Origin of the sequence: Enterobacter sp. RHBSTW-00318 (genome assembly GCF_014101375.1) — a bacterium.
GTDB classification, from domain to species: Bacteria; Pseudomonadota; Gammaproteobacteria; order Enterobacterales; family Enterobacteriaceae; genus Enterobacter; species Enterobacter ludwigii.
Window position 1 is genome coordinate 4,000,498 of record NZ_JABXQH010000001.1, and the last position, 19,015, is coordinate 4,019,512.

A 19,015-nucleotide genomic window follows, 5' to 3' on the forward strand; every position below is an offset into this window, starting at 1 on the left:
TTGGCACGGTTTATGTATATCTCCGCGCAGGACTGTAATGCTGGAGAAGCAGATGAACCGTTTTATTATGGCCGATGCCAGTAAATGCATTGGCTGCCGTACCTGTGAAGTGGCGTGTGTGGTTTCCCATCAGGCGGAGCAGGATTGCGCATCGCTCACCCCTGATACCTTTTTACCGCGGATCCACGTCATTAAAGGCGTGAATATCTCCACTGCCGCTATCTGTCGCCAGTGTGAGGATGCGCCGTGCGCTAACGTCTGCCCAAACGGGGCCATCAAACGTGAGAAAGGATTCGTGCATGTGATGCAGGAGCGCTGCATCGGCTGCAAAACCTGTGTGGTTGCCTGCCCGTACGGTGCGATGGAAGTCGTGGTGCGTCCGGTTGTGCGCAACAGCGGCATGGGGCTGAGCGTGCGCGCGGAAAAAGCGGAAGCCAATAAATGCGACCTCTGCTACCACCGTGATGCCGGCCCGGCCTGTATGGAGGCCTGCCCGACGCACGCCCTGGTCTGCGTGGATCGCGACAAGCTTGAGCAGATGAGCGCGGAAAAACGCCGTCGTGCCGCGTTCGACACGTCATCGTCACTGCTGTTTTAAGTCGCGATGGGCGATAACGGCGTACTGTTGCGGGTGCGCGGCAAGGTGCAGGGGGTAGGGTTTCGTCCCTTCGTCTGGCAGCTGGCGCATCAGCTACAGCTGACGGGTGACGTTTGTAATGACGGAGAGGGCGTGCTGGTGCGTCTCGCGGGTAATGGGGGGGCCTTTACCGCGAGGCTGCATCAGGACTGCCCACCGCTGGCACGTATCGATGCTGTCGACAGCCAGCCGTTTACCTGGGCAACGGTGCCGCAGGCGTTCACCATTCGCCATAGCGCGGGCGGAGCGATGGACACCCAGATTGTGCCGGATGCCGCTACCTGCCCGGCGTGCCTGGCTGAAATGCGCGATCCCCGAGCGCGGCGTTATCGCTATCCGTTTATCAACTGTACCCATTGCGGTCCACGTTTTACCATCATTCGCGCCATGCCCTATGACCGCCCGGCCACGTCAATGGCGGCATTTCCCCTCTGTGAGCCGTGTGAAACCGAGTACCGCAATCCCGCTGACCGCCGTTTTCACGCGCAGCCGGTAGCCTGTCCGGATTGTGGACCCGAGCTGGAATGGCGCGCGGGCGAGGCTGTTGCCACCCGCGAGTCTGCGCTGAGTGCGGCGGTCCACATGCTCAAAAATGGCGGGATTGTCGCCATCAAAGGGCTGGGCGGTTTTCACCTTGCCTGTGACGCATCCAACGCGCAGGCGGTGGCAACCCTGCGGGCGCGCAAACAGCGCCCGATGAAGCCACTGGCGGTCATGATCCCGCAGGCGGAGGGAGTGCCGGAATCAGTGCAAACGCTGCTGCGCTCGCCTGCAGCGCCCATCGTGCTCACGCCAAAAGCATGGTGTCCTCCGCTTCCTGACGCGATCGCGCCAGGGCTGGACACCGTTGGCCTGATGCTGCCCGCTAACCCGCTACAGCATGTGCTGATGATGGACTGTCAGCGCGCGCTGGTGATGACCTCCGGCAACCTCAGCGGGCGTCCGCCGGCCATCACCTGCCAGCAGGCACTGGATGAACTGGGCGACATCGCTGACGGATTCCTGCTGCACAACCGCGACATCCTGCAGCGTATGGATGATTCCGTGATGGATCAGGACGGTATGATGCTGCGCCGCGCGCGCGGTTTTGTGCCGGATGCCATCACGCTGCCCGCCGGTTTCAGCGCTGTCCCGGCGATGGTGTGCACCGGTGCTGATATGAAAAATACCTTCTGTCTGGTGCGCGGTAACCAGGCGGTACTGAGTCAGCACTTTGGCGATCTGAGTGACGACGGTGTCGAGGCCCAGTGGCGTTCTGCGCTGTCGATGATGCAGCAGATCTATGCGTTTCAGCCGCAGCGCGTGGTATGCGATGCCCATCCGGGCTATCACGCCCGACAGTGGGCGCAAGCCCAGGCTTTGCCGATCGACACCGTGCTTCACCACCACGCTCACGCGGCGGCATGCATGGCAGAAAACGGCTGGCCGCTTGAGGGCGGAGATGTCATTGCCCTGACGCTGGATGGGATCGGCATGGGCGAAAACGGCGCGCTGTGGGGCGGGGAGTGCCTGCGGGTAAGCTATCTCGACTGCGAACGTCTGGGCGGTCTGCCTGCGGTTGCGCTGCCGGGCGGGGACAGGGCGGCCATGCAGCCGTGGCGCAATTTACTCGCCCACTGCCTGGCGTTTGTGCCGGACTGGCAGCAGTACCCGGAAACGCGTGACGTTCAGCGGCAAAACTGGCCGCTGCTGGCTACGGCCATTCAGCGCGGTTTAAACGCGCCGCTGGCCTCATCCTGCGGCCGTCTGTTCGACGCGGTGGCCTGCGCGCTCGGCATCACGTCAGAAACCCAGAGCTATGAAGGTGAGGCCGCCTGCCGGCTTGAAGCGCTGGCCGCGCAGTGCCACGACGTTCAACATCCGGTTACGCTTCAGGCTGATAACCTTACGCGCTTCTGGCAACAGTGGCTGAACTGGCAGGCGGAACCCTGCGAGCGGGCATGGGCGTTTCACGATGCGCTGGCGAAAGGGCTGGCGGAGCTTGTCACCTCCCATACCCGGCGACTGGGGCTTTCCACCGTATGCTTCAGCGGCGGCGTGTTACATAACCGTCTGCTGCGCGCGCGACTGCGCCATTACCTCTCAGACTTCACGCTGCTTTTTCCTCATCATCTGCCGTCAGGTGACGGCGCTATCTCCTTCGGGCAGGCGGTGGTTGCTGCCGCCCGGTCATGTTCACAAAGGATGTAAAATGTTACGACTCTTACGCAATGAACCCCGCGCGGCGTTTCTGCTGCTGGCTCTGGTAATGGCTAATCTTCTGGCATGGGGCTGGGCATGGCAAACCTTCAGCGGCAGTACGGCGCTGATGGCCGCCAGCCTGCTGGCCTGGTGTTATGGACTCCGTCATGCGGTGGATGCCGACCACATCGCGGCCATTGATACCGTCACGCGTAAGATGATGCAGCAGGGTAAACGCCCTTCCGGCGTGGGGGCATGGTTCTCTCTGGGACACTCCACCATTGTGGTGCTGGCCTCCATTGCCATTGCGGCCACCGCCACGGCGTTTCAGAAGAATATGGCATGGTTTCATGAAACCGGCAGCCTGATTGGCACCGCCGTTTCTGCAACGTTTCTGCTGGCGATGGCGCTGGTCAATCTGGTGATTTTGCGCGGCGTGTGGCGTAATTTTCAGGCGCTGAAGAACGGTCAGGTCACGCGTGACGACATCCCGCTTCCGGCATCAGGCGGAGTCATGAACTGGCTATTTGGCGCAACGTTCCGCCTGGTGAACAAGAGCTGGCAGATGTACCTGGTCGGTTTCCTGTTTGGTCTGGGGTTTGATACCGCGACGGAAATCGGTGTGCTTGGGATTTCAGCCGCCAGCGCGTCAAACGGGATGTCAGTCTGGTCCATCATGATCTTCCCGGCGCTGTTTGCCAGCGGTATGGCGCTGGTCGATACCCTCGACAATCTGCTGATGGTCGGCGCTTACGGCTGGGCGTTTAACAAGCCGCAGCGCAAGCTTTACTACAACATGACCATCACCGGTACCTCTGTGGTGGTGGCGCTGTTTATCGGCGGGCTGGAAGCTCTGGGTCTGTTGATGGATAAGTTTGCCCTCAGCGGAGGCCTCTGGGATCGCATTGGCGCAGTTAATGACAACCTCGGTAACGCCGGGTTCGTGGTGGTCGGGCTGTTCGTTGCCTGCTGGCTGATTTCCATGATCAACTATCGCTGGCGCGGCTACGATGCACTTGTCGTACGTTCCTGACGCGGCGTCTGAACATCATTGTCGTTATCTGGCTAAACGACGTTGAAAAAAAAGCCCCGGGACATCGGGGCTGTGGACCATAAAATCCAAAGGTTACGTTAGCGTGGCAGGCGAATCAGCGTTAAGCGGGTAATGATTTCAGCAGAGCGAAAGCCTCCTTCATCCGGTCTTCGCTCACCACAAAGGCGCGCATTTGTCCTTCGCTGTCGCACCCACGAGCCACCATTCCCTGAGGTTCAATGGTGAGTTGCCAGTGCAGATCCGGACGCTCGGTTTCGCCTGCCAGGTGTAGCGGGAGTGCCGGCGTTTTTACTTTTACCAGCATGGCGGGTAATTTCAGTGGCGCACTGCCGCCAGACAGGTTTTTCGCCAGGTACATCGCGCTCAGTTGAATGGGCTGCAGGAAGGGCAGGACCTGTCCGTTAATTTCAGCGCAGTCACCCAGGGCGTAAATATCGGGCTGCGTGGTTTGCAGGTAGCTGTCTACCTTCACGCCACGGCCTGTTTCCGCGCCGGCGCGATGCGCCAGCGCCGTTTCCGGACGCAGGCCCGTGGCGGCAACCACCACATCCACCTCAACGCTGCGGCTGCGGTCGAGCGTTGCATGAATCCCACTCCCGGTTTTCTTCAGGCTTTGCAGCTGGGATTTCAGCAGCAGATGTACGCCCATATCGGTCAGACGATGCTGTAAGCGACTACTTACTTCTGCGGGCATCAGCGCCGACAAAATGCTTGCCGCATGGTCGACCAGGGTGACGGATTTACCCGCCCGGCTAAAATCCATCGCCAGCTCTGTGCCAATCAACCCTGCGCCGACAATCATCACCCGCTTCGCGTCACGCAGCAGGGTTTCACTGGCCTGATACGCCTGCTGGCTGTTGAGGGTGATCATCAGTTCCCGGCCTTCCACCGGCGGCACAAAAGCAGACGCCCCTGTCGCCAGCACCAGTTTGTCGTACTGCCAGGTTTTGTCTTTTGCTTTTACCACATGGGCGGCGGCGTCGATATCGGTTATCCAGGTGTGCGGAAATAACCGCAGACTAAACTGTTCCGCGAACGCCCCTGCGGTCTGGCGGGTGAGGTCTTCGGCTCGCTGATTCTGGCTGATAACGTGGCTTAAATCAGGCTTGTTGTACTCGTCCATGCTGTCGGCGGCAATGAGCGTCAACGGCACGCTGGCGTCTTGTTTGCGAATGTTTTTCACCAGCTGGCGGGCGGCAAAGCCCGAGCCGATGATAACGATACCGTGGTTCATTGTGCCTCCGTCGCCAGTTCGTCAAAGACCTCTTTTCCCAGGGAACATTCCGGGCAGAGGAAATTGTCCGGCACGTCGCACCAGGGGGTACCGGGGGCAACATCCTGCAGCGGCTCGCCCTGTGCCGGGTCGTAAATCCACTGGCAGACGCTGCACTGCATGCGAGGGCCAAAGTCAGCGACCGCTGCGGCGCAGGCTTGTTGCGGCGCGGGGTTTTTGGCGTTCATGTCGGGGAGCGGCGCGAGCGCCCACTGACGCGCAATGTCACGGCCATGCTGGCGGCACAATTCAAGCGCGTCGATGTCCGGACGCCATTTCGCCTTCAGGCTCATGGACATCTCAAAACCGGCATCCTGCAAACGCGTGGAGAGCCGGTCTACTGCGCCGCCGCTCCAGCCGTGGGAGCCAAATGCGCTGGCCCGTTTATTACGAAAGCGCAGGCCGGTCATCTCTTCCACAAGGCCTGCAATTTTCGGCATCATCACGTTGTTCATCGTGGAGGTGCCCACCAGCACGCCCTTGGAGCGGAAGACGTTGGTCAGGATCTCGTTTTTATCGCTACGCGCCACGTTGAAGATTTTCACCGCCACGTTCGGGTCGACTTCGTTAATACCCTGCGCAATGGCGTCCGCCATCATGCGGGTGTTATTAGACATGGTGTCGTAGAAAAGCGTGATACGGTCTTCCTGATAATCCGCGGCCCATTTGAGGTACAGCTCCACGATCTGGGTGGGGTTTTCGCGCCACACCACGCCGTGAGAGGTGGCTATCATATCCACGGGCAGGTTAAAGCCGAGGATTTCGGTGATTTTTGGCGTCACCAGACGGCTGAACGGCGTCAGGATATTGGCGTAGTAGCGCTGACACTGTTCGAATAGCTCAGTTTGATCCACTTCGTCGTTAAATAGGCGCTCGTCACAATAGTGCTGGCCGAAGGCATCGTTGCTGAACAGCACCGCATCGCCGGTCATGTAGGTCATCATACTGTCGGGCCAGTGCAGCATCGGGGTTTCAACGAAGATCAGCTGTTTGCCGTTGCCGATATCCAGCGTGTCGCCGGTTTTGACGGTGTGGAAATTCCACTCCGGGTGGTGGTGATGGCCGTTAATCGAGTCGATGGCGTTGGTGGTGCAGTAAATCGGGGTGTCGGGAATGCAGGACATTAACTCGGTCAGCGCCCCGGCATGATCCTCTTCCGCATGGTTAATGATGATGTAGTCGATATCCGCAAGATCGATTTCACTGCGCAGATTTTGCACGAACTCCCGGCTGAATTTGTGATCGACGGTATCGATGAGCACGTTTTTGCCTTCACGGATGAGATAGCTGTTGTAGCTGCTGCCGCGCAGCGTTTTGTACTCCGTTCCGTGGAAGTCACGCACTTCCCAGTCACGTTGGCCAACCCAATGAATGTTATTTTTAACCAGAATAGACATAGCAACCTCAATTAATACGGCGTTTTTCAAATAAGATGACTAGCCTTTATCAAGTTGCGTGCCAGTTTTTCATGTTGCTGTTTTTTAAGGTTTTTAAATTTTATTACTCGTAATGGGTAGTCAATATGACTATCTGATTTATGGTCATTGTGACAATATGAATGGTCAAAATGACAGTGAGGCGCAGATGAGCTTTTCCGTGGACGTACTGGCAAAAATTGCCATTGAACTGCAAACCGGTATCGGTCATCAGGACCGTTTTCAGCGGCTGATTTCGACGCTGCGCCACGTGCTGGCGTGCGATGCGTCGGCACTGCTGCGCTACGACGCCCGGCAGTTTATTCCGCTGGCTATCGACGGGCTGGCGCAGGACGTTCTTGGGCGACGCTTCTCCCTGGAAGGCCATCCGCGTCTGGAAACCATCGCGCGGGCCGGTGACGTGGTGCGCTTTCCGGCGGACAGTGATTTGCCCGACCCTTACGACGGGCTGATCCCGGGGCAGGAGAGCCTGAAAGTTCATGCCTGTATCGGCCTGCCGCTGTTTGCCGGACAAAACCTGATTGGGGCATTAACCCTCGACGGCCTGTCGCCGGATCAGTTCGACACCTTTAGCGATGAAGAGCTGCGGCTGATTGCCGCGCTGGCCGCCGGTGCGCTGAATAACGCGCTGCTGATCGAACAGCTGGAGAGCCAGAACATCCTTCCCGGCAGCCCGTCGGCGTTTGAACCGGTGGCACACACGGAGATGATTGGGCTGTCACCGGGGATGGTGCAGCTAAAAAAAGAGATCGATATCGTGGCGGCCTCGGATTTAAACGTGCTGATTTTCGGGGAAACCGGCACCGGTAAAGAGCTGGTGGCGAAGGGCATCCACGAAGCCTCGCCGCGCGCGGTCAACCCGCTGGTGTACCTCAACTGCGCCGCGCTGCCGGAAAGCGTGGCGGAAAGTGAGCTGTTTGGTCACGTCAAAGGGGCGTTTACCGGGGCGATCAGCAACCGCAGCGGCAAATTCGAAATGGCGGATAACGGCACGTTGTTCCTCGATGAAATTGGCGAACTGTCGCTGTCGCTTCAGGCCAAACTGCTGCGCGTCCTGCAGTACGGCGATATTCAGCGCGTCGGCGACGATCGCAGCCTGAGAGTCAACGTGCGTGTGCTGGCGGCAACCAACCGTGACCTGCGCGAAGAGGTGTTGGCCGGGAATTTTCGCGCTGACCTGTACCATCGTCTGAGCGTGTTTCCGCTTACCGTGCCGCCGCTACGCGAGCGCGGTGACGATGTGGTGCTGCTGGCGGGTTTTTTCTGCGAGCAATGTCGGTTACGAATGGGCCTTTCCCGCGTGGTATTAAGCCCCGGCGCGCGAGCCCATCTGATGCGCTACGGCTGGCCGGGTAACGTACGCGAACTGGAACATGCGATTCACCGCGCCGTGGTGCTGGCGCGGGCGACACGTTCGGGAGATGAGGTGGTGATCCACGCGCGGCATTTCGCATTGCACGATGACACCGCTTCGTTCGTTACGCCTGCCGCGCCGGAAATGGCCCATGAGAACCTGCGGGAAGCAACAGAAGCGTTTCAGCGTCAGACGATCGCCCGCGCGCTGGAGCAGAATAACCGCAGCTGGGCGGCGTGCGCGCGAGCGCTGGAAATGGACGTCGCCAACCTGCACCGGCTGGCGAAACGTCTGGGACTCAAAGGTTAAATAATCCCGGCCTGGTAGAAATCCTGCAGGTTGATGGCGCCGCACAGCGTGCCGTGCTCATCCACCACCGGCGCGGCGGTGATTTTGCGTTTCATCAGCACCTCTTTGGCTTCGATGGCGCGGCTCTCGGCGTTCAGGGTCAACCCGCCCCGGGTCATCGCTTCCGAAACCTGGGATTCCAGCTTGCCGCCGCCCACCAGCCAGCGGCGCAGGTCGCCGTCGGTAAACACGCCTTTAACGCTACCGGTTTCATCGCACACCGCTACCAGACCCAGCCCGGTGCGGCTCAGTTCCAGCATCGCATCCATTACGCTGGTGTTGAGTTTGACCTGCGGAATGGCCTCGTCGGTCCGCATCAGATGATGAACTTTATTGAGCAGTCGCGCACCGAGCGCGCCCGCCGGGTGCGAGCGGGCAAAATCTTCTTCGTTAAAGCCGCGTGCCTGCATTACCGCCATTGCCAGCGCGTCGCCCATCATCAGCGTATTTACGGTGCTGGAGGTGGGAGCGAGGTGCATCGGGCAGGCTTCGCGCTCAACGGAGATATCAAGCGTAGCTTTGGCCGCCAGTGCCAGCGGTGAGCGGGATTTACCGGTCATCGCCAGCAGCGCGACCGATTTTTCCTGCAGACGCGGGATGATGAGATCCAGCTCTTTGGCCGAACCGGAGTAGGAGATAAACAGCATCACGTCGCGGCTTTCAATCATCCCCAGATCGCCGTGCAGCGCTTCAGCCGGATGCACGAAGAACGCCGGTGTGCCGGTGCTGGCAAGCGTAGCGGCAATCTTTTTGCCGATATGACCGGACTTGCCGATCCCGGAGACCACCACTTTACCTTCGCACTGGATAATGGTGTTTGCCGCGCGCACAAAATCCTCGCCCAGACGTTCCGGCAGGCGGCTGGCTTCCTGCAGCTCCAGCATCAGGGTCTGGCGGCCTGCGTTTAACAGAAAATCACTCATCTCTCTCTCCGGTTACAATCACGTCGATCCCTTTCTCTTCCAGCGCTTTTTTGAACGCCGGGTCGATACCTGCGTCGGTAATGAGCTTATCGACGCTTTCAAGGCTGCAGACTATGTTGGGACTTTTACGGCCAAACTTCGACGAGTCTGCCATCAAAATCACTTCGCGCGCGGCGTTGCACATCGCTTTGCTGACGCTGAACACCTCGTTAAAGGTCGTCACGCCGGCGTTCAAATCGATACCGTCCGTGCCCATAAAGAGTTTATCAAAGCTGAAGTGTTCAAAGGCGTTTTCCGCCAGTTGACCGTGAAACGACGCAGATTTTTTACGGAACGTCCCGCCGGGCATCAGAATGGTTTGCTCGCTGTCGAACTCCGACAGGGCGTTGACGATGTGCAGACTGTTGGTCATCACCGTGATGTTGTTAAAGCGGCTGAGCATCGGGATCATCTGCAGCACGGTGCTGCCTGCATCAAGGATAATGGAGTCGCCATCATGGATAAATTTTACGGCGGCCTCGGCAATCAGCGCTTTCTGGTGAGTATTGATCAGCGTTTTGTGATCGATAGGCGGGTCGGCTTCATCTTTGTTGAGCATCACGCCGCCGTAGGTTCGGATGACTGCACCAGAGTTTTCGAGCAATACCAGATCCTTTCGTATTGTCGTGCCGGTGGTGTCAAAGTAGTGGGCCAGTTCTTCTACCGAGCATTTTCCCTGCTTTTGCAGATGCTCCAGAATGGCCGCCTGACGCTGACGTGGTTTCATAGGCGCTCAATTCCTTAGGTTGCGAAATGATAATTTCGCAAGCTTATCGCGTTCACAACGAAATTATCCATGTTTCAGATTAAGCGCTAATGATAGAGCATTCTGACAGAGCGAATCATGGGGAAAGATCACATCGGGTTGTAATTCCTGCAGCGATATCCCGTTAATCGCCTGGATTTTCGCCGGGCGGGCAAAAACGGTCATCCCGCGCATGATGAGGGAATCGCAGACCGTATTGTGTTCGTCCAGCGCAATGGCAACCACCACGCGCGGTTTGAAACGCCCGCCGGAACGCCCGACGCCCACGCGCCCTTTCTGACACAGGGCATCAAACGCGCGGTTAAACTGGCGGATTTGCCAGCCGCCAAAGATCAGCTGGCACATCCAGGCGATGGCGGCAACGGTAATGAGTGCGGTAACCATACGAGCTCCTTGTTGTTCCCTCTCCCGAAGGAGAGGGGGATACGGGCATCAGCGTGTTCGATCAGAACATCACCTGCCCGCCGGTGACATTAATGGACTGCCCGGTGCAGTAAGAGGCTTGGGGGCTGGCATAAAACAGCAGCATGTTCAGCACGTCCTGATAATCGCAGCCGCGCTTCAGCGGCACTTTGTCGATGTAATACTGCTCCACTTCCTCCTCTTTCAGCCCGAGCTTGGTGGCATATTGCGGCAGCAGGGACTGGAACATCGGCGATTTCAGCAGGTTGCCCAGCATCAGCGAGTGAACGGTAATGCCATATTCGGCCAGATCGAGGGCCAGAGATTGCGTCAGCCCTACGCCGCCAAATTTCGCCGCGCTGTAACCGGAGTTGTGTTTGCTGCCCACTTTGCCCGATTTCGAGTTGATCTGGATGATGCGCCCCTGAATGCCATCGCGGATCATCAGACGGGAAAACTCGCGTGCGCAGAGGAAATAGCCCACCAGGTTAACCTGCAGGGAGCGGTCGAAGTCCCCCAGTTCGAAATCGCTGATAAAGGCCGCTTTGGCTATCCCTGCGCTGTATACCAGCAGGTCGGTACGGCCAAAAATCTCGTCCACGCCGCGGGCCAGCGCCATCACGCTCTGCTCGCTGGTGGCATCAGCACCAAATCCGTAGGCCATTCCTTCACCCAATTCGGTGTTGATGGTGTCCGCCACGCGTGCGGCTTTTTCACTCTGAATATCCACTACCGCCACGCGGTAACCCTCTGCAGCAAGCCCACGGCAGAGGAACTCGCCTAAGGTTTGTCCCCCACCAATGACAACGGCAACCTGACTCATATCTTTCTCCTTAAATTACGCAACAAACTTCAACGTGCAGCCTGGGGTGACAGCCTGCGGAACCGGGCCATCCACATGAACCGTACCGGGATATTCCGCCTGCGGCTGGCCATCAAAACGCAAAGTGATATGGCCGAGCTCCCGCAGGTTTTGTCCGGCCACGTCGCCGACGGCGGTCACGGCGTAGCGCGCGTCGCCCAACTCCAGCTGGCTCCCGGCCTTCAGCTCGCCGTTCATCTTGCCGTGACAGTGGATAAAGCAAAACTCTTCGATATCCGCGGGCGCACCTTCGCGGAAGGTAATCAGCATCTTGTCGCTGAGCGCATCGGCCGCGCTCTGGCCAATGCGGGTGATGGTGGTCTGGTAAATTACGGTCATCACAGGAACCTCTTATTGGTAAATAAAGCCGGAGACAAACCAGGCAATCAGCACCGTCGGTGCGCCGGTCAGGAAACGGCTGACCAGTACAGACGGCACGCCAACGCGCACGGTGTCCTGGCGCGCTTCTGCCAGCGACAGCCCGACAGGAATGAAATCACACGCCGCCTGGGCGTTAATGGCAAACAGGGCGGGCAGAGCCAGATGCGGGGGAATGTTGCCAAGGCCAATCTGCACGCCAATCAGCACGCCGATAACCTGCGCAATGACCGCGCCCGGGCCGAGAAACGGCGACAGCAGCGGGAAGGAGCAGATCAGCGCCAGCGTCACCAGCCCGAGCGGGTGGCTCGCCAGCGGGGCGAGGCCGTGGGCAATCCAGTCGCCCAGACCCGAGGCCATGATGATGCCGATCAGCGCCGAAACGAATGCCATAAACGGCAGAATGGTTTTCAGCACCGTGTCGATGGTGTCGCGCCCGGACTGGAACAGCACGGCCACGGCAGAGCCCATCCCCATTCCGACTTTTGCCAGCAGGCCGTCACTCTGTTCGGTGATTTTTTTACTCGTGTCGTAATCGCGCGGGGCCGCTTTCTGAGGGGCAACAGACCCTTGTGCCAGGTGAATGTTTTCCTCCTTCACGCCGGAGACATAAATGTCCTCCAGGATGTACTGCGCCAGCGGACCTGATTTACCGGTGGAATGGATATTCACGGTAGGAATACGCCGCTTGGGGTAGATGCCGCAGCGCAGCGTGCCGCCGCAGTCGATCACCGCCACACCAATTTCCGGTTCAGGCGGTTCGCCCTCTTTGAAGCCGTCGACCGCTTCCCAGCCGGTCAGCTCACGCAGTTTGTCGACAATGGCCGGACGTGTACCTGCGGTGATATAGACGATTTTTTTGCCTTCAGTGGCGTCGAATTCCAGCGGGCCGCCCCAGCCGCCCGTTCCTTTTTCAATGCGAATACGGCTCATGCTGCGGCTCCTGAAAGATGGACTTTCTGTTCAAGCTGGATACCCATTTTCTTCTCGAAAATGGCGGTGGTGAGGTCCGTGACCCAGCCGCGGAAAAAGTTGGTGACCAGACCGACCAGCAGATAACTCACCGCCAGCGGACCGAGCGGCAGGCCAAGCGTGGTCAGGCCGCTGGCAATGCCCAGATAGACAAACAGCTCGCCGGGGTTGATATGCGGGAACAGGCCATTCATGGAGTGGCAGCTGTAGGAGGCTGCGGCGTAATAGCTGGGTTTGTACTTTTCAGGCATAAAGCGGCCGAGGCTCAGCGTCATCGGGTTGCAAAAAACAAACGTACCGATGAAGGGCAGAACCAGGTAACGGGACAGCGGATTGCCGGCGCAGCGCTGGGCAAAACGTTCAATGCGTTGCTGGCCGATAAAGTTAATCAGCGCGTTCATGATGACCAGCAGGCTAATCAGCAGGGGCAGGATCCCGGTCACCATGCCGGTGAACACTTCTCCGCCTTTCTGAAACAGCCCGATGAACCACTCGGCGCCGTGGGTGATGGTTTCTATCATTCTTCTCTCCTGTGGGGCTTTTTTGTTTTTGTATAACCGAGGCTAATAATAATCACTTTGAAAGGTTTTAAAGTGTTAATTAGATCTCACAATGAAAGAAAAATGGATTATTTTGAAAGTTAATTGCCAATGAGAGTCTTGTGTGGATGAAAATTGCACAGATTTGCGATGGGGAGCGTAAAGATTTGGTGGGGGAGGTGCGTACCACTTCCTTGAGGTGTTGCGGATGCTTTACCATACTGGGTTCTTATCGAACCCGTTAAATGGATGTCACATGTTCAAGCGTCGTTATGCAGCGTTGTTACCTGCGCTTATTCTGCTGTCTGCCTGTAGTAGCAAACCCAAGACCGAAGCCGTGCAGCAAACGGCTGGCGCGCCTTCCGGAGGATTCCTGCTGGAGCCGCAGCATAATATGATGCAAATGGGAGGCGACTTTGCGAATAACCCGGCGGCCAAGCAGTTCATCGATAAAATGGTGAGCAAACACGGTTTTGACCGCCAGCAACTGCATGAAATTTTGTCGCAGGCGAAGCGACTGGATTATGTTCTGCGTTTGATGGATCGCCAGGCACCGACGGCTCAGGTACCGACCGGGCCAAATGGCGCATGGCTGCGTTATCGCAAACAGTTCATTACGCCGGATAACGTGCAAAATGGCGTGGTCTTCTGGAACCAATATGAAGATGCGCTGAACCGTGCGTGGCAGGTGTATGGCGTACCGCCTGAAATCATCGTCGGGATTATCGGCGTGGAAACCCGCTGGGGCCGCGTGATGGGCAAAACCCGTATCCTCGATGCGCTGGCGACGCTCTCCTTTAACTACCCGCGTCGCGCTGAATATTTCTCGTCTGAGCTGGAAACCTTCCTGCTGATGGCGCGCAATGAACAAGATGACCCGTTAGATCTCAAAGGCTCGTTTGCCGGTGCGATGGGCTACGGCCAGTTTATGCCGTCCTCTTATAAGCAATATGCCGTCGACTTTAACGGAGATGGCCACATTAACCTGTGGGATCCGGTGGATGCCATCGGCAGCGTGGCGAACTACTTTAAAGCGCACGGCTGGGTGCCGGGCGGTCAGGTGGCGGTGCAGGCTAACGGCCAGGCACCAGGGCTTGAGAACGGCTTTAAAACCAACTACAGCGTTTCGCAGCTGGCCGCTGCAGGCTTAACGCCAACGCAGCCGCTGGGAAATACGCAACAGGCGAGCCTGCTGCGTCTGGATGTCGGTACGGGTTATCAGTACTGGTACGGGCTGCCTAACTTCTACACCATCACCCGCTATAACCACAGCACTCACTATGCGATGGCCGTATGGCAGCTGGGGCTGGCGGTGTCACAGGCGCGCGTGCCTGCCGCGTCGCCGTTCAGTCAGTAACGCTTGATGCTCGACCCTCTTCCGCCGGGAGAGGGTCGGGCTGATATCCAGAAACATTTCGCCACACTCCCGTTAATCTCCGCTCATTTACATCCGCATTATCTTTCATTATTGTTATGTTATAACATTTGATGTGGTGATGAGATGTCTACTTCCTTTTTTTCTCTGTCTGCGCCGGTCCGGCTTCTGATGGCGCTGGCGCTGATTGTCTTTATCGGGCTGGCCGTGTGCTGGGCGGTGGCATTGCCATGATTGTGATGAGTCAACTCACGGCGGGTTACGACCGCGAGCCGGTCACGCGTCCTCTTTCCGGGGTGATTGAATGCGGGAGCATGACCGCCATCCTCGGGGCCAACGGCTGCGGTAAATCAACGCTTCTGAAAACCCTCGCCGGGTTTATCCCGCCGGTAAGCGGCCGTTTTCACTGGCAGAAAAAACGCCCGGTAATGGGCTGGCTGGCACAGCGTCATGCCCTAGAGGCGCAATTTCCGCTAACCGTGCAGGATGTGGTCAGCATGGGCTGCTGGCCTGAAGCGTCGCTTTTTTCTGGCCTTCGCCGTGAAATGCGGCTGCGCATTGCCGGTGCGCTTGAGCGGGTGGGGCTTGGAACGATGGCGCTAACGACCATTGATGAGCTCTCAGGCGGTCAGTTTCAGCGCATGCTGTTCGCGCGGGTATTAGTGCAGCAGGCGCCGCTGGTCATGCTCGATGAGCCCTTTACCGGCGTTGATGAAGCTACCTGTAATGTGCTGATGGACCTGATGCTGGAAATGTATATGCAGGGGCAAACGGTGCTTGCGGTGTTGCACGACAGCGAGCGTGTATCGCGCCACTTCCCGCAGACGTTACGGCTGGACGCTGACATGCCCCAGTGGAAAACCGAGCGGGTGAGGGTGGCATGATCTGGCATATCTTTTTTCAGCCTTTTATTGAGTATGGCTTTATGCGCCGCGCGCTGGTGGTTTGCCTGGCGTTGTCCGTCAGTACCACTGCTCTGGGCGTTTTCCTTCAGCTGCGCCGGATGAGTCTGATGGGCGATGCCCTCTCTCACGCCATTTTGCCCGGTGTCGCGGTGGGGTATTTGCTCAGCGGTATGTCGCTGCTGGCCATGAGTGTGGGAGGCTTTATTGCCGGTATTACCGTGGCGCTGGTGGCCGGGCTGGTCAGCCGTCGAACGCCGCTTAAAGAGGACGCCAGTTTTGCCGGGTTCTATCTTGGCTCGCTGGCGCTGGGCGTCACGCTGGTATCACTGCGCGGTTCGAGCGTCGATCTTCTGCACCTGCTGTTTGGCTCCATCCTGGCGGTGGATAACGATGCCGCGCTTTTTGTGGCAGGCGTTTGCATGTTCACCCTTATCACGCTGGCGATTTTCTACCGTGGGCTGGTGACCGAGGCCTTTGACACCGCCTGGCTGCAGGTAAACGCCCGCCATGTTCCCGGCTTATTACACGGCCTGTTTCTGGCGCTGCTGGTGCTTAATCTCGTTGCCGGTTTTCAGGTGCTTGGCACGTTGATGGCGGTCGGGCTGATGATGCTCCCTGCGGTAGCGGCACGCTGCTGGGCACGCACCTTACCCGGACTGCTATTGATGGCGGGTATCAGCGGTATTTTCTGCGCGTGGCTCGGACTCAGTCTCTCCTGGGCCGCCAGCCTGCCCGCGGGGCCGTCCATCGTGCTTACCGCCAGCGCGCTGTTCTTTATTTCCATTTTATTTGGCACGCGCAGCAGGCTGGCTGGCAGCCTGCGTGCGCTTTTTTAACGCAAGGGGAAACGATGAAACGTACGGGATTCGTAGTGGCGCTCGCGCTGGGGATGATGTCGCAAACGGTGATGGCGAAAACGCTCAATGTGGTGACCAGCTTTTCCATACTGGGGGATATGACCCGGGAGGTGGGCGGTGACCATGTGAACGTCACGACGCTGGTGGGGCCGGACGGCGATCCGCATACCTTCGAGCCCTCGCCAAAAGATAGCGCGGCGCTAAGCAAGGCAGATGTTGTGGTGGTCAATGGTCTGGGGCTGGAAGGGTGGCTGGATCGCCTGGTGAAAGCCTCCGGGTTCAAAGGCCAGCTGGTGGTGGCGTCGCGTGGTGTGCAGACGCATACCCTCGAAGAAGAGGGCAAAACCGTCACTGACCCGCACGCCTGGAACAGCGCGGCGAACGGGGCGCTGTACGCGCAAAATATTCTCAACGGGCTGGTGAAAGCCGACCCAGAAGATAAAACCGCGCTGGAAGCGACCGGAGAACCGTACATCGCGCAGCTTAAGCAGCTGGATAGCTGGGCCAAAACGCGTTTTAGCCAGATCCCGCTGGTGAAACGTAAAGTGCTGACCAGTCATGACGCGTTCGGCTATTTCAGCCGCGCCTACGGGGTGACGTTTATGGCACCCCAGGGGTTGTCGTCAGAGAGCGAGGCCAGCGCGGCACAGGTCGCTGAGATCATTAATCAGATTAAAGCGGACGGCGTGAAAACCTGGTTTATGGAAAACCAGCTCGACCCGCGGCTGGTTAAACAGATTGCTACAGCCACCGGCGCGCAGCCGGGAGGCGAGCTTTACCCTGAAGCGCTCTCGGCAAAAGGGGGCGTGGCAGAGACCTACGTTATGGCGTTCCGCCACAATGTGGATACCCTCGCTGACAGCATGAAATAATCCTCGCCACCGCCGGTGCGCTCGCATCGGCTTTTTTCTGAAGCCCCCTCGTAAATCCTGCAGCGCATCCCCATATCTGACGAGAAAGTGCTATCTTGTGCTGCATGTTTTTCTAAGGCCTGGAGCGAGAATGACTGACCATGAATTGATGCAGCTTAGCGAAGTGGTAGGGCTGGCGCTTAAGCAACGCGGGGCGACCCTCACCACCGCGGAGTCCTGCACCGGCGGCTGGGTGGCGAAAGCGATTACCGATATTGCCGGCAGTTCCGCCTGGTTTGAACGTGGTTTTGTGACCTACAGTAATGAAGCTAAAGCGCAAATGATCGGCGTGCGGGAATCTACGCTCGAACAGCATGGCGCGGTCAGCGAGCCGGTGGTGATTGAGATGGCTATTGGTGCGCTCAAAGAGGCGCGCGCGGATTATGCAATATCGATTAGCGGCATTGCGGGCCCGGACGGGGGCAGTGACGTGAAGCCTGTCGGCACCGTCTGGTTTGGTTTTGCTACCGCCAGAGGTGAAGGGATCACCCGCCGGGAGTGCTTTAGCGGCGATCGCGAAAGCGTGCGTCGTCAGGCAACCGTTTATGCATTAAAAACGCTCTGGCAACAATTTCTACAAAATACTTGATACTGTATGACCATACAGTATAATTGCACCAACAGAACAGAAATCCACGGTGAAGCACAGTCGCTTCTCCCGGCATGACAGGAGTAATAATGGCTATCGACGAAAACAAACAGAAAGCGTTGGCGGCAGCACTGGGCCAGATCGAAAAGCAATTCGGTAAAGGCTCCATCATGCGCCTGGGTGAAGACCGTTCCATGGATGTGGAAACTATCTCCACCGGTTCGCTTTCTCTGGATATCGCGCTGGGCGCTGGCGGCCTGCCAATGGGCCGTATCGTAGAAATCTACGGGCCCGAGTCCTCAGGTAAAACAACCCTGACGCTGCAGGTTATCGCTGCGGCACAGCGTGAAGGTAAAACCTGTGCGTTTATCGATGCCGAGCACGCGCTGGACCCTGTTTATGCTCGTAAGCTGGGCGTTGATATCGACAACCTGCTGTGTTCTCAGCCGGACACCGGTGAGCAGGCGCTGGAAATTTGTGACGCGCTGGCCCGTTCCGGTGCGGTTGACGTTATCGTGGTCGACTCCGTTGCTGCTCTGACGCCAAAAGCTGAAATCGAAGGCGAAATTGGTGACTCTCACATGGGCCTCGCGGCACGTATGATGAGCCAGGCAATGCGTAAGCTGGCCGGTAACCTGAAGCAGTCCAACACGCTGCTGATCTTCATCAACCAGATCCGTATGAAAATTGGTGTGATGTTTGGTAACCCGGAAACCACTACCGGTGGTAACGCGCTGAAATTCTACGCGTCTGTCCGTCTGGATATCCGCCGTATCGGCGCGGTGAAAGAGGGTGAAAACGTAGTGGGTAGCGAAACCCGCGTGAAGGTTGTGAAGAACAAAATCGCAGCGCCGTTCAAACAGGCTGAATTCCAGATCCTCTACGGTGAAGGTATCAACTTCTACGGCGAACTGGTTGACCTGGGCGTGAAAGAGAAGCTGATTGAAAAAGCGGGCGCATGGTACAGCTACAACGGCGACAAGATTGGTCAGGGTAAAGCAAATGCAATCTCCTGGCTGAAAGAGAACCCGGCTGCGGCGAAAGAAATTGAGAAGAAAGTGCGTGAGCTTCTGCTGAACAACCAGGACGGTACGCCTGATTTCGTGGTGGATAACGCGGGTGCTGAAGAAACCAACGAAGATTTCTAATTCTCTCGTTTAAAGATGAAGGGCTGCTAATGCGGCCCTTTTTGCATTTCTGAATCAGCAGGTTTT

Annotated in this window: 19 protein-coding genes; 10 read left to right on the forward strand and 9 right to left on the reverse strand. The window is 57.8% G+C overall.

Features of this window, described 5'->3' with window-relative positions:
- Positions 1 to 52 precede the first annotated feature (52 nt).
- The 3 genes from hydN to HV157_RS19770 are packed head-to-tail and all read left to right on the forward strand — an operon-like array spanning position 53 to position 3,851.
- Positions 53 to 598: an electron transport protein HydN gene (gene hydN / locus HV157_RS19760; RefSeq protein ID WP_023308960.1), complete on the forward strand. Its 546-nt coding sequence runs from the start codon at positions 53 to 55 to the stop codon at positions 596 to 598.
- Positions 599 to 604: 6 nt separating this feature from the next.
- On the forward strand, positions 605 to 2,827 hold the full coding sequence (hypF, locus tag HV157_RS19765) for a carbamoyltransferase HypF (RefSeq protein WP_182268852.1): 2,223 nt from the start codon (positions 605 to 607) through the stop codon (positions 2,825 to 2,827).
- Position 2,828: 1 nt separating this feature from the next.
- Positions 2,829 to 3,851 (forward strand): HoxN/HupN/NixA family nickel/cobalt transporter, encoded by a 1,023-nt coding sequence (locus HV157_RS19770; RefSeq protein WP_059306139.1) that lies wholly within the window; start codon positions 2,829 to 2,831, stop codon positions 3,849 to 3,851.
- 121 nt (positions 3,852 to 3,972) lie between these two features.
- Here HV157_RS19770 and norW read toward each other — a convergent pair whose 3' ends face one another.
- On the reverse strand, positions 3,973 to 5,106 hold the full coding sequence (norW, locus tag HV157_RS19775) for an NADH:flavorubredoxin reductase NorW (RefSeq protein ID WP_032680414.1): 1,134 nt from the start codon (positions 5,104 to 5,106) through the stop codon (positions 3,973 to 3,975).
- Entirely contained in the window at positions 5,103 to 6,542 is a 1,440-nt protein-coding gene (gene norV / locus HV157_RS19780) for an anaerobic nitric oxide reductase flavorubredoxin (protein WP_182268853.1), read from the reverse strand. Before norV ends, norW begins: the two co-directional genes overlap by 4 nt.
- 187 nt (positions 6,543 to 6,729) lie before the next feature.
- Here norV and norR point away from each other — a divergent pair, with 187 nt between their 5' ends.
- On the forward strand, positions 6,730 to 8,244 hold the full coding sequence (norR, locus tag HV157_RS19785) for a nitric oxide reductase transcriptional regulator NorR (protein ID WP_025203385.1): 1,515 nt from the start codon (positions 6,730 to 6,732) through the stop codon (positions 8,242 to 8,244).
- Here norR and gutQ read toward each other — a convergent pair.
- The 7 genes from gutQ to srlA form a co-directional block, all read right to left on the reverse strand.
- Positions 8,241 to 9,206, reverse strand: a complete 966-nt coding sequence (gene gutQ / locus HV157_RS19790; RefSeq protein ID WP_014171349.1) for an arabinose-5-phosphate isomerase GutQ — start codon at positions 9,204 to 9,206, stop codon at positions 8,241 to 8,243. The genes norR and gutQ overlap by 4 nt on opposite strands.
- On the reverse strand, positions 9,199 to 9,972 hold the full coding sequence (locus HV157_RS19795) for a DNA-binding transcriptional repressor (protein WP_014171348.1): 774 nt from the start codon (positions 9,970 to 9,972) through the stop codon (positions 9,199 to 9,201). Before HV157_RS19795 ends, gutQ begins: the two co-directional genes overlap by 8 nt.
- Before the next feature lie 63 nt (positions 9,973 to 10,035).
- Positions 10,036 to 10,395 (reverse strand): transcriptional regulator GutM, encoded by a 360-nt coding sequence (gutM, locus tag HV157_RS19800; RefSeq protein WP_047366619.1) that lies wholly within the window; start codon positions 10,393 to 10,395, stop codon positions 10,036 to 10,038.
- Positions 10,396 to 10,456: 61 nt separating this feature from the next.
- Entirely contained in the window at positions 10,457 to 11,236 is a 780-nt protein-coding gene (srlD, locus tag HV157_RS19805; protein WP_063925523.1) for a sorbitol-6-phosphate dehydrogenase, read from the reverse strand.
- Positions 11,237 to 11,251: 15 nt separating this feature from the next.
- On the reverse strand, positions 11,252 to 11,614 hold the full coding sequence (gene srlB, locus HV157_RS19810) for a PTS glucitol/sorbitol transporter subunit IIA (RefSeq protein WP_182268854.1): 363 nt from the start codon (positions 11,612 to 11,614) through the stop codon (positions 11,252 to 11,254).
- Positions 11,615 to 11,626: 12 nt separating this feature from the next.
- Positions 11,627 to 12,586, reverse strand: coding sequence for a PTS glucitol/sorbitol transporter subunit IIB (locus tag HV157_RS19815; RefSeq protein ID WP_182268855.1), 960 nt, complete (start codon positions 12,584 to 12,586; stop codon positions 11,627 to 11,629).
- Positions 12,583 to 13,146, reverse strand: coding sequence for a PTS glucitol/sorbitol transporter subunit IIC (srlA, locus tag HV157_RS19820; RefSeq protein WP_014171343.1), 564 nt, complete (start codon positions 13,144 to 13,146; stop codon positions 12,583 to 12,585). Before srlA ends, HV157_RS19815 begins: the two co-directional genes overlap by 4 nt.
- Before the next feature lie 274 nt (positions 13,147 to 13,420).
- On the opposite strand from srlA, the gene mltB reads away from it, so the two are divergent.
- The 6 genes from mltB to recA all read left to right on the forward strand — a co-directional run bounded on the left by mltB (position 13,421) and on the right by recA (position 18,949).
- Entirely contained in the window at positions 13,421 to 14,521 is a 1,101-nt protein-coding gene (gene mltB / locus HV157_RS19825) for a lytic murein transglycosylase B (protein ID WP_182268856.1), read from the forward strand.
- A gap of 248 nt (positions 14,522 to 14,769) precedes the next feature.
- Positions 14,770 to 15,423, forward strand: coding sequence for an ATP-binding cassette domain-containing protein (locus HV157_RS19830; protein ID WP_151711785.1), 654 nt, complete (start codon positions 14,770 to 14,772; stop codon positions 15,421 to 15,423).
- Positions 15,420 to 16,280, forward strand: coding sequence for a metal ABC transporter permease (locus HV157_RS19835; protein WP_020883852.1), 861 nt, complete (start codon positions 15,420 to 15,422; stop codon positions 16,278 to 16,280). Before HV157_RS19830 ends, HV157_RS19835 begins: the two co-directional genes overlap by 4 nt.
- 14 nt (positions 16,281 to 16,294) lie before the next feature.
- Positions 16,295 to 17,173 carry a metal ABC transporter substrate-binding protein gene (locus HV157_RS19840; protein ID WP_182268857.1) on the forward strand — a complete coding sequence of 293 codons (879 nt, stop codon included), beginning with the start codon at positions 16,295 to 16,297 and terminating at the stop codon, positions 17,171 to 17,173.
- 130 nt (positions 17,174 to 17,303) lie between these two features.
- The gene (pncC, locus tag HV157_RS19845) at positions 17,304 to 17,801 is read left to right on the forward strand and encodes a nicotinamide-nucleotide amidase (protein ID WP_020883854.1); all 498 of its coding nucleotides are present in this window, start codon (positions 17,304 to 17,306) and stop codon (positions 17,799 to 17,801) included.
- A gap of 89 nt (positions 17,802 to 17,890) precedes the next feature.
- Complete coding sequence (gene recA / locus HV157_RS19850; RefSeq protein WP_020883855.1) at positions 17,891 to 18,949, forward strand: recombinase RecA; 1,059 nt, start codon at positions 17,891 to 17,893, stop codon at positions 18,947 to 18,949.
- The last annotated feature ends 66 nt before the right edge of the window (positions 18,950 to 19,015 follow it).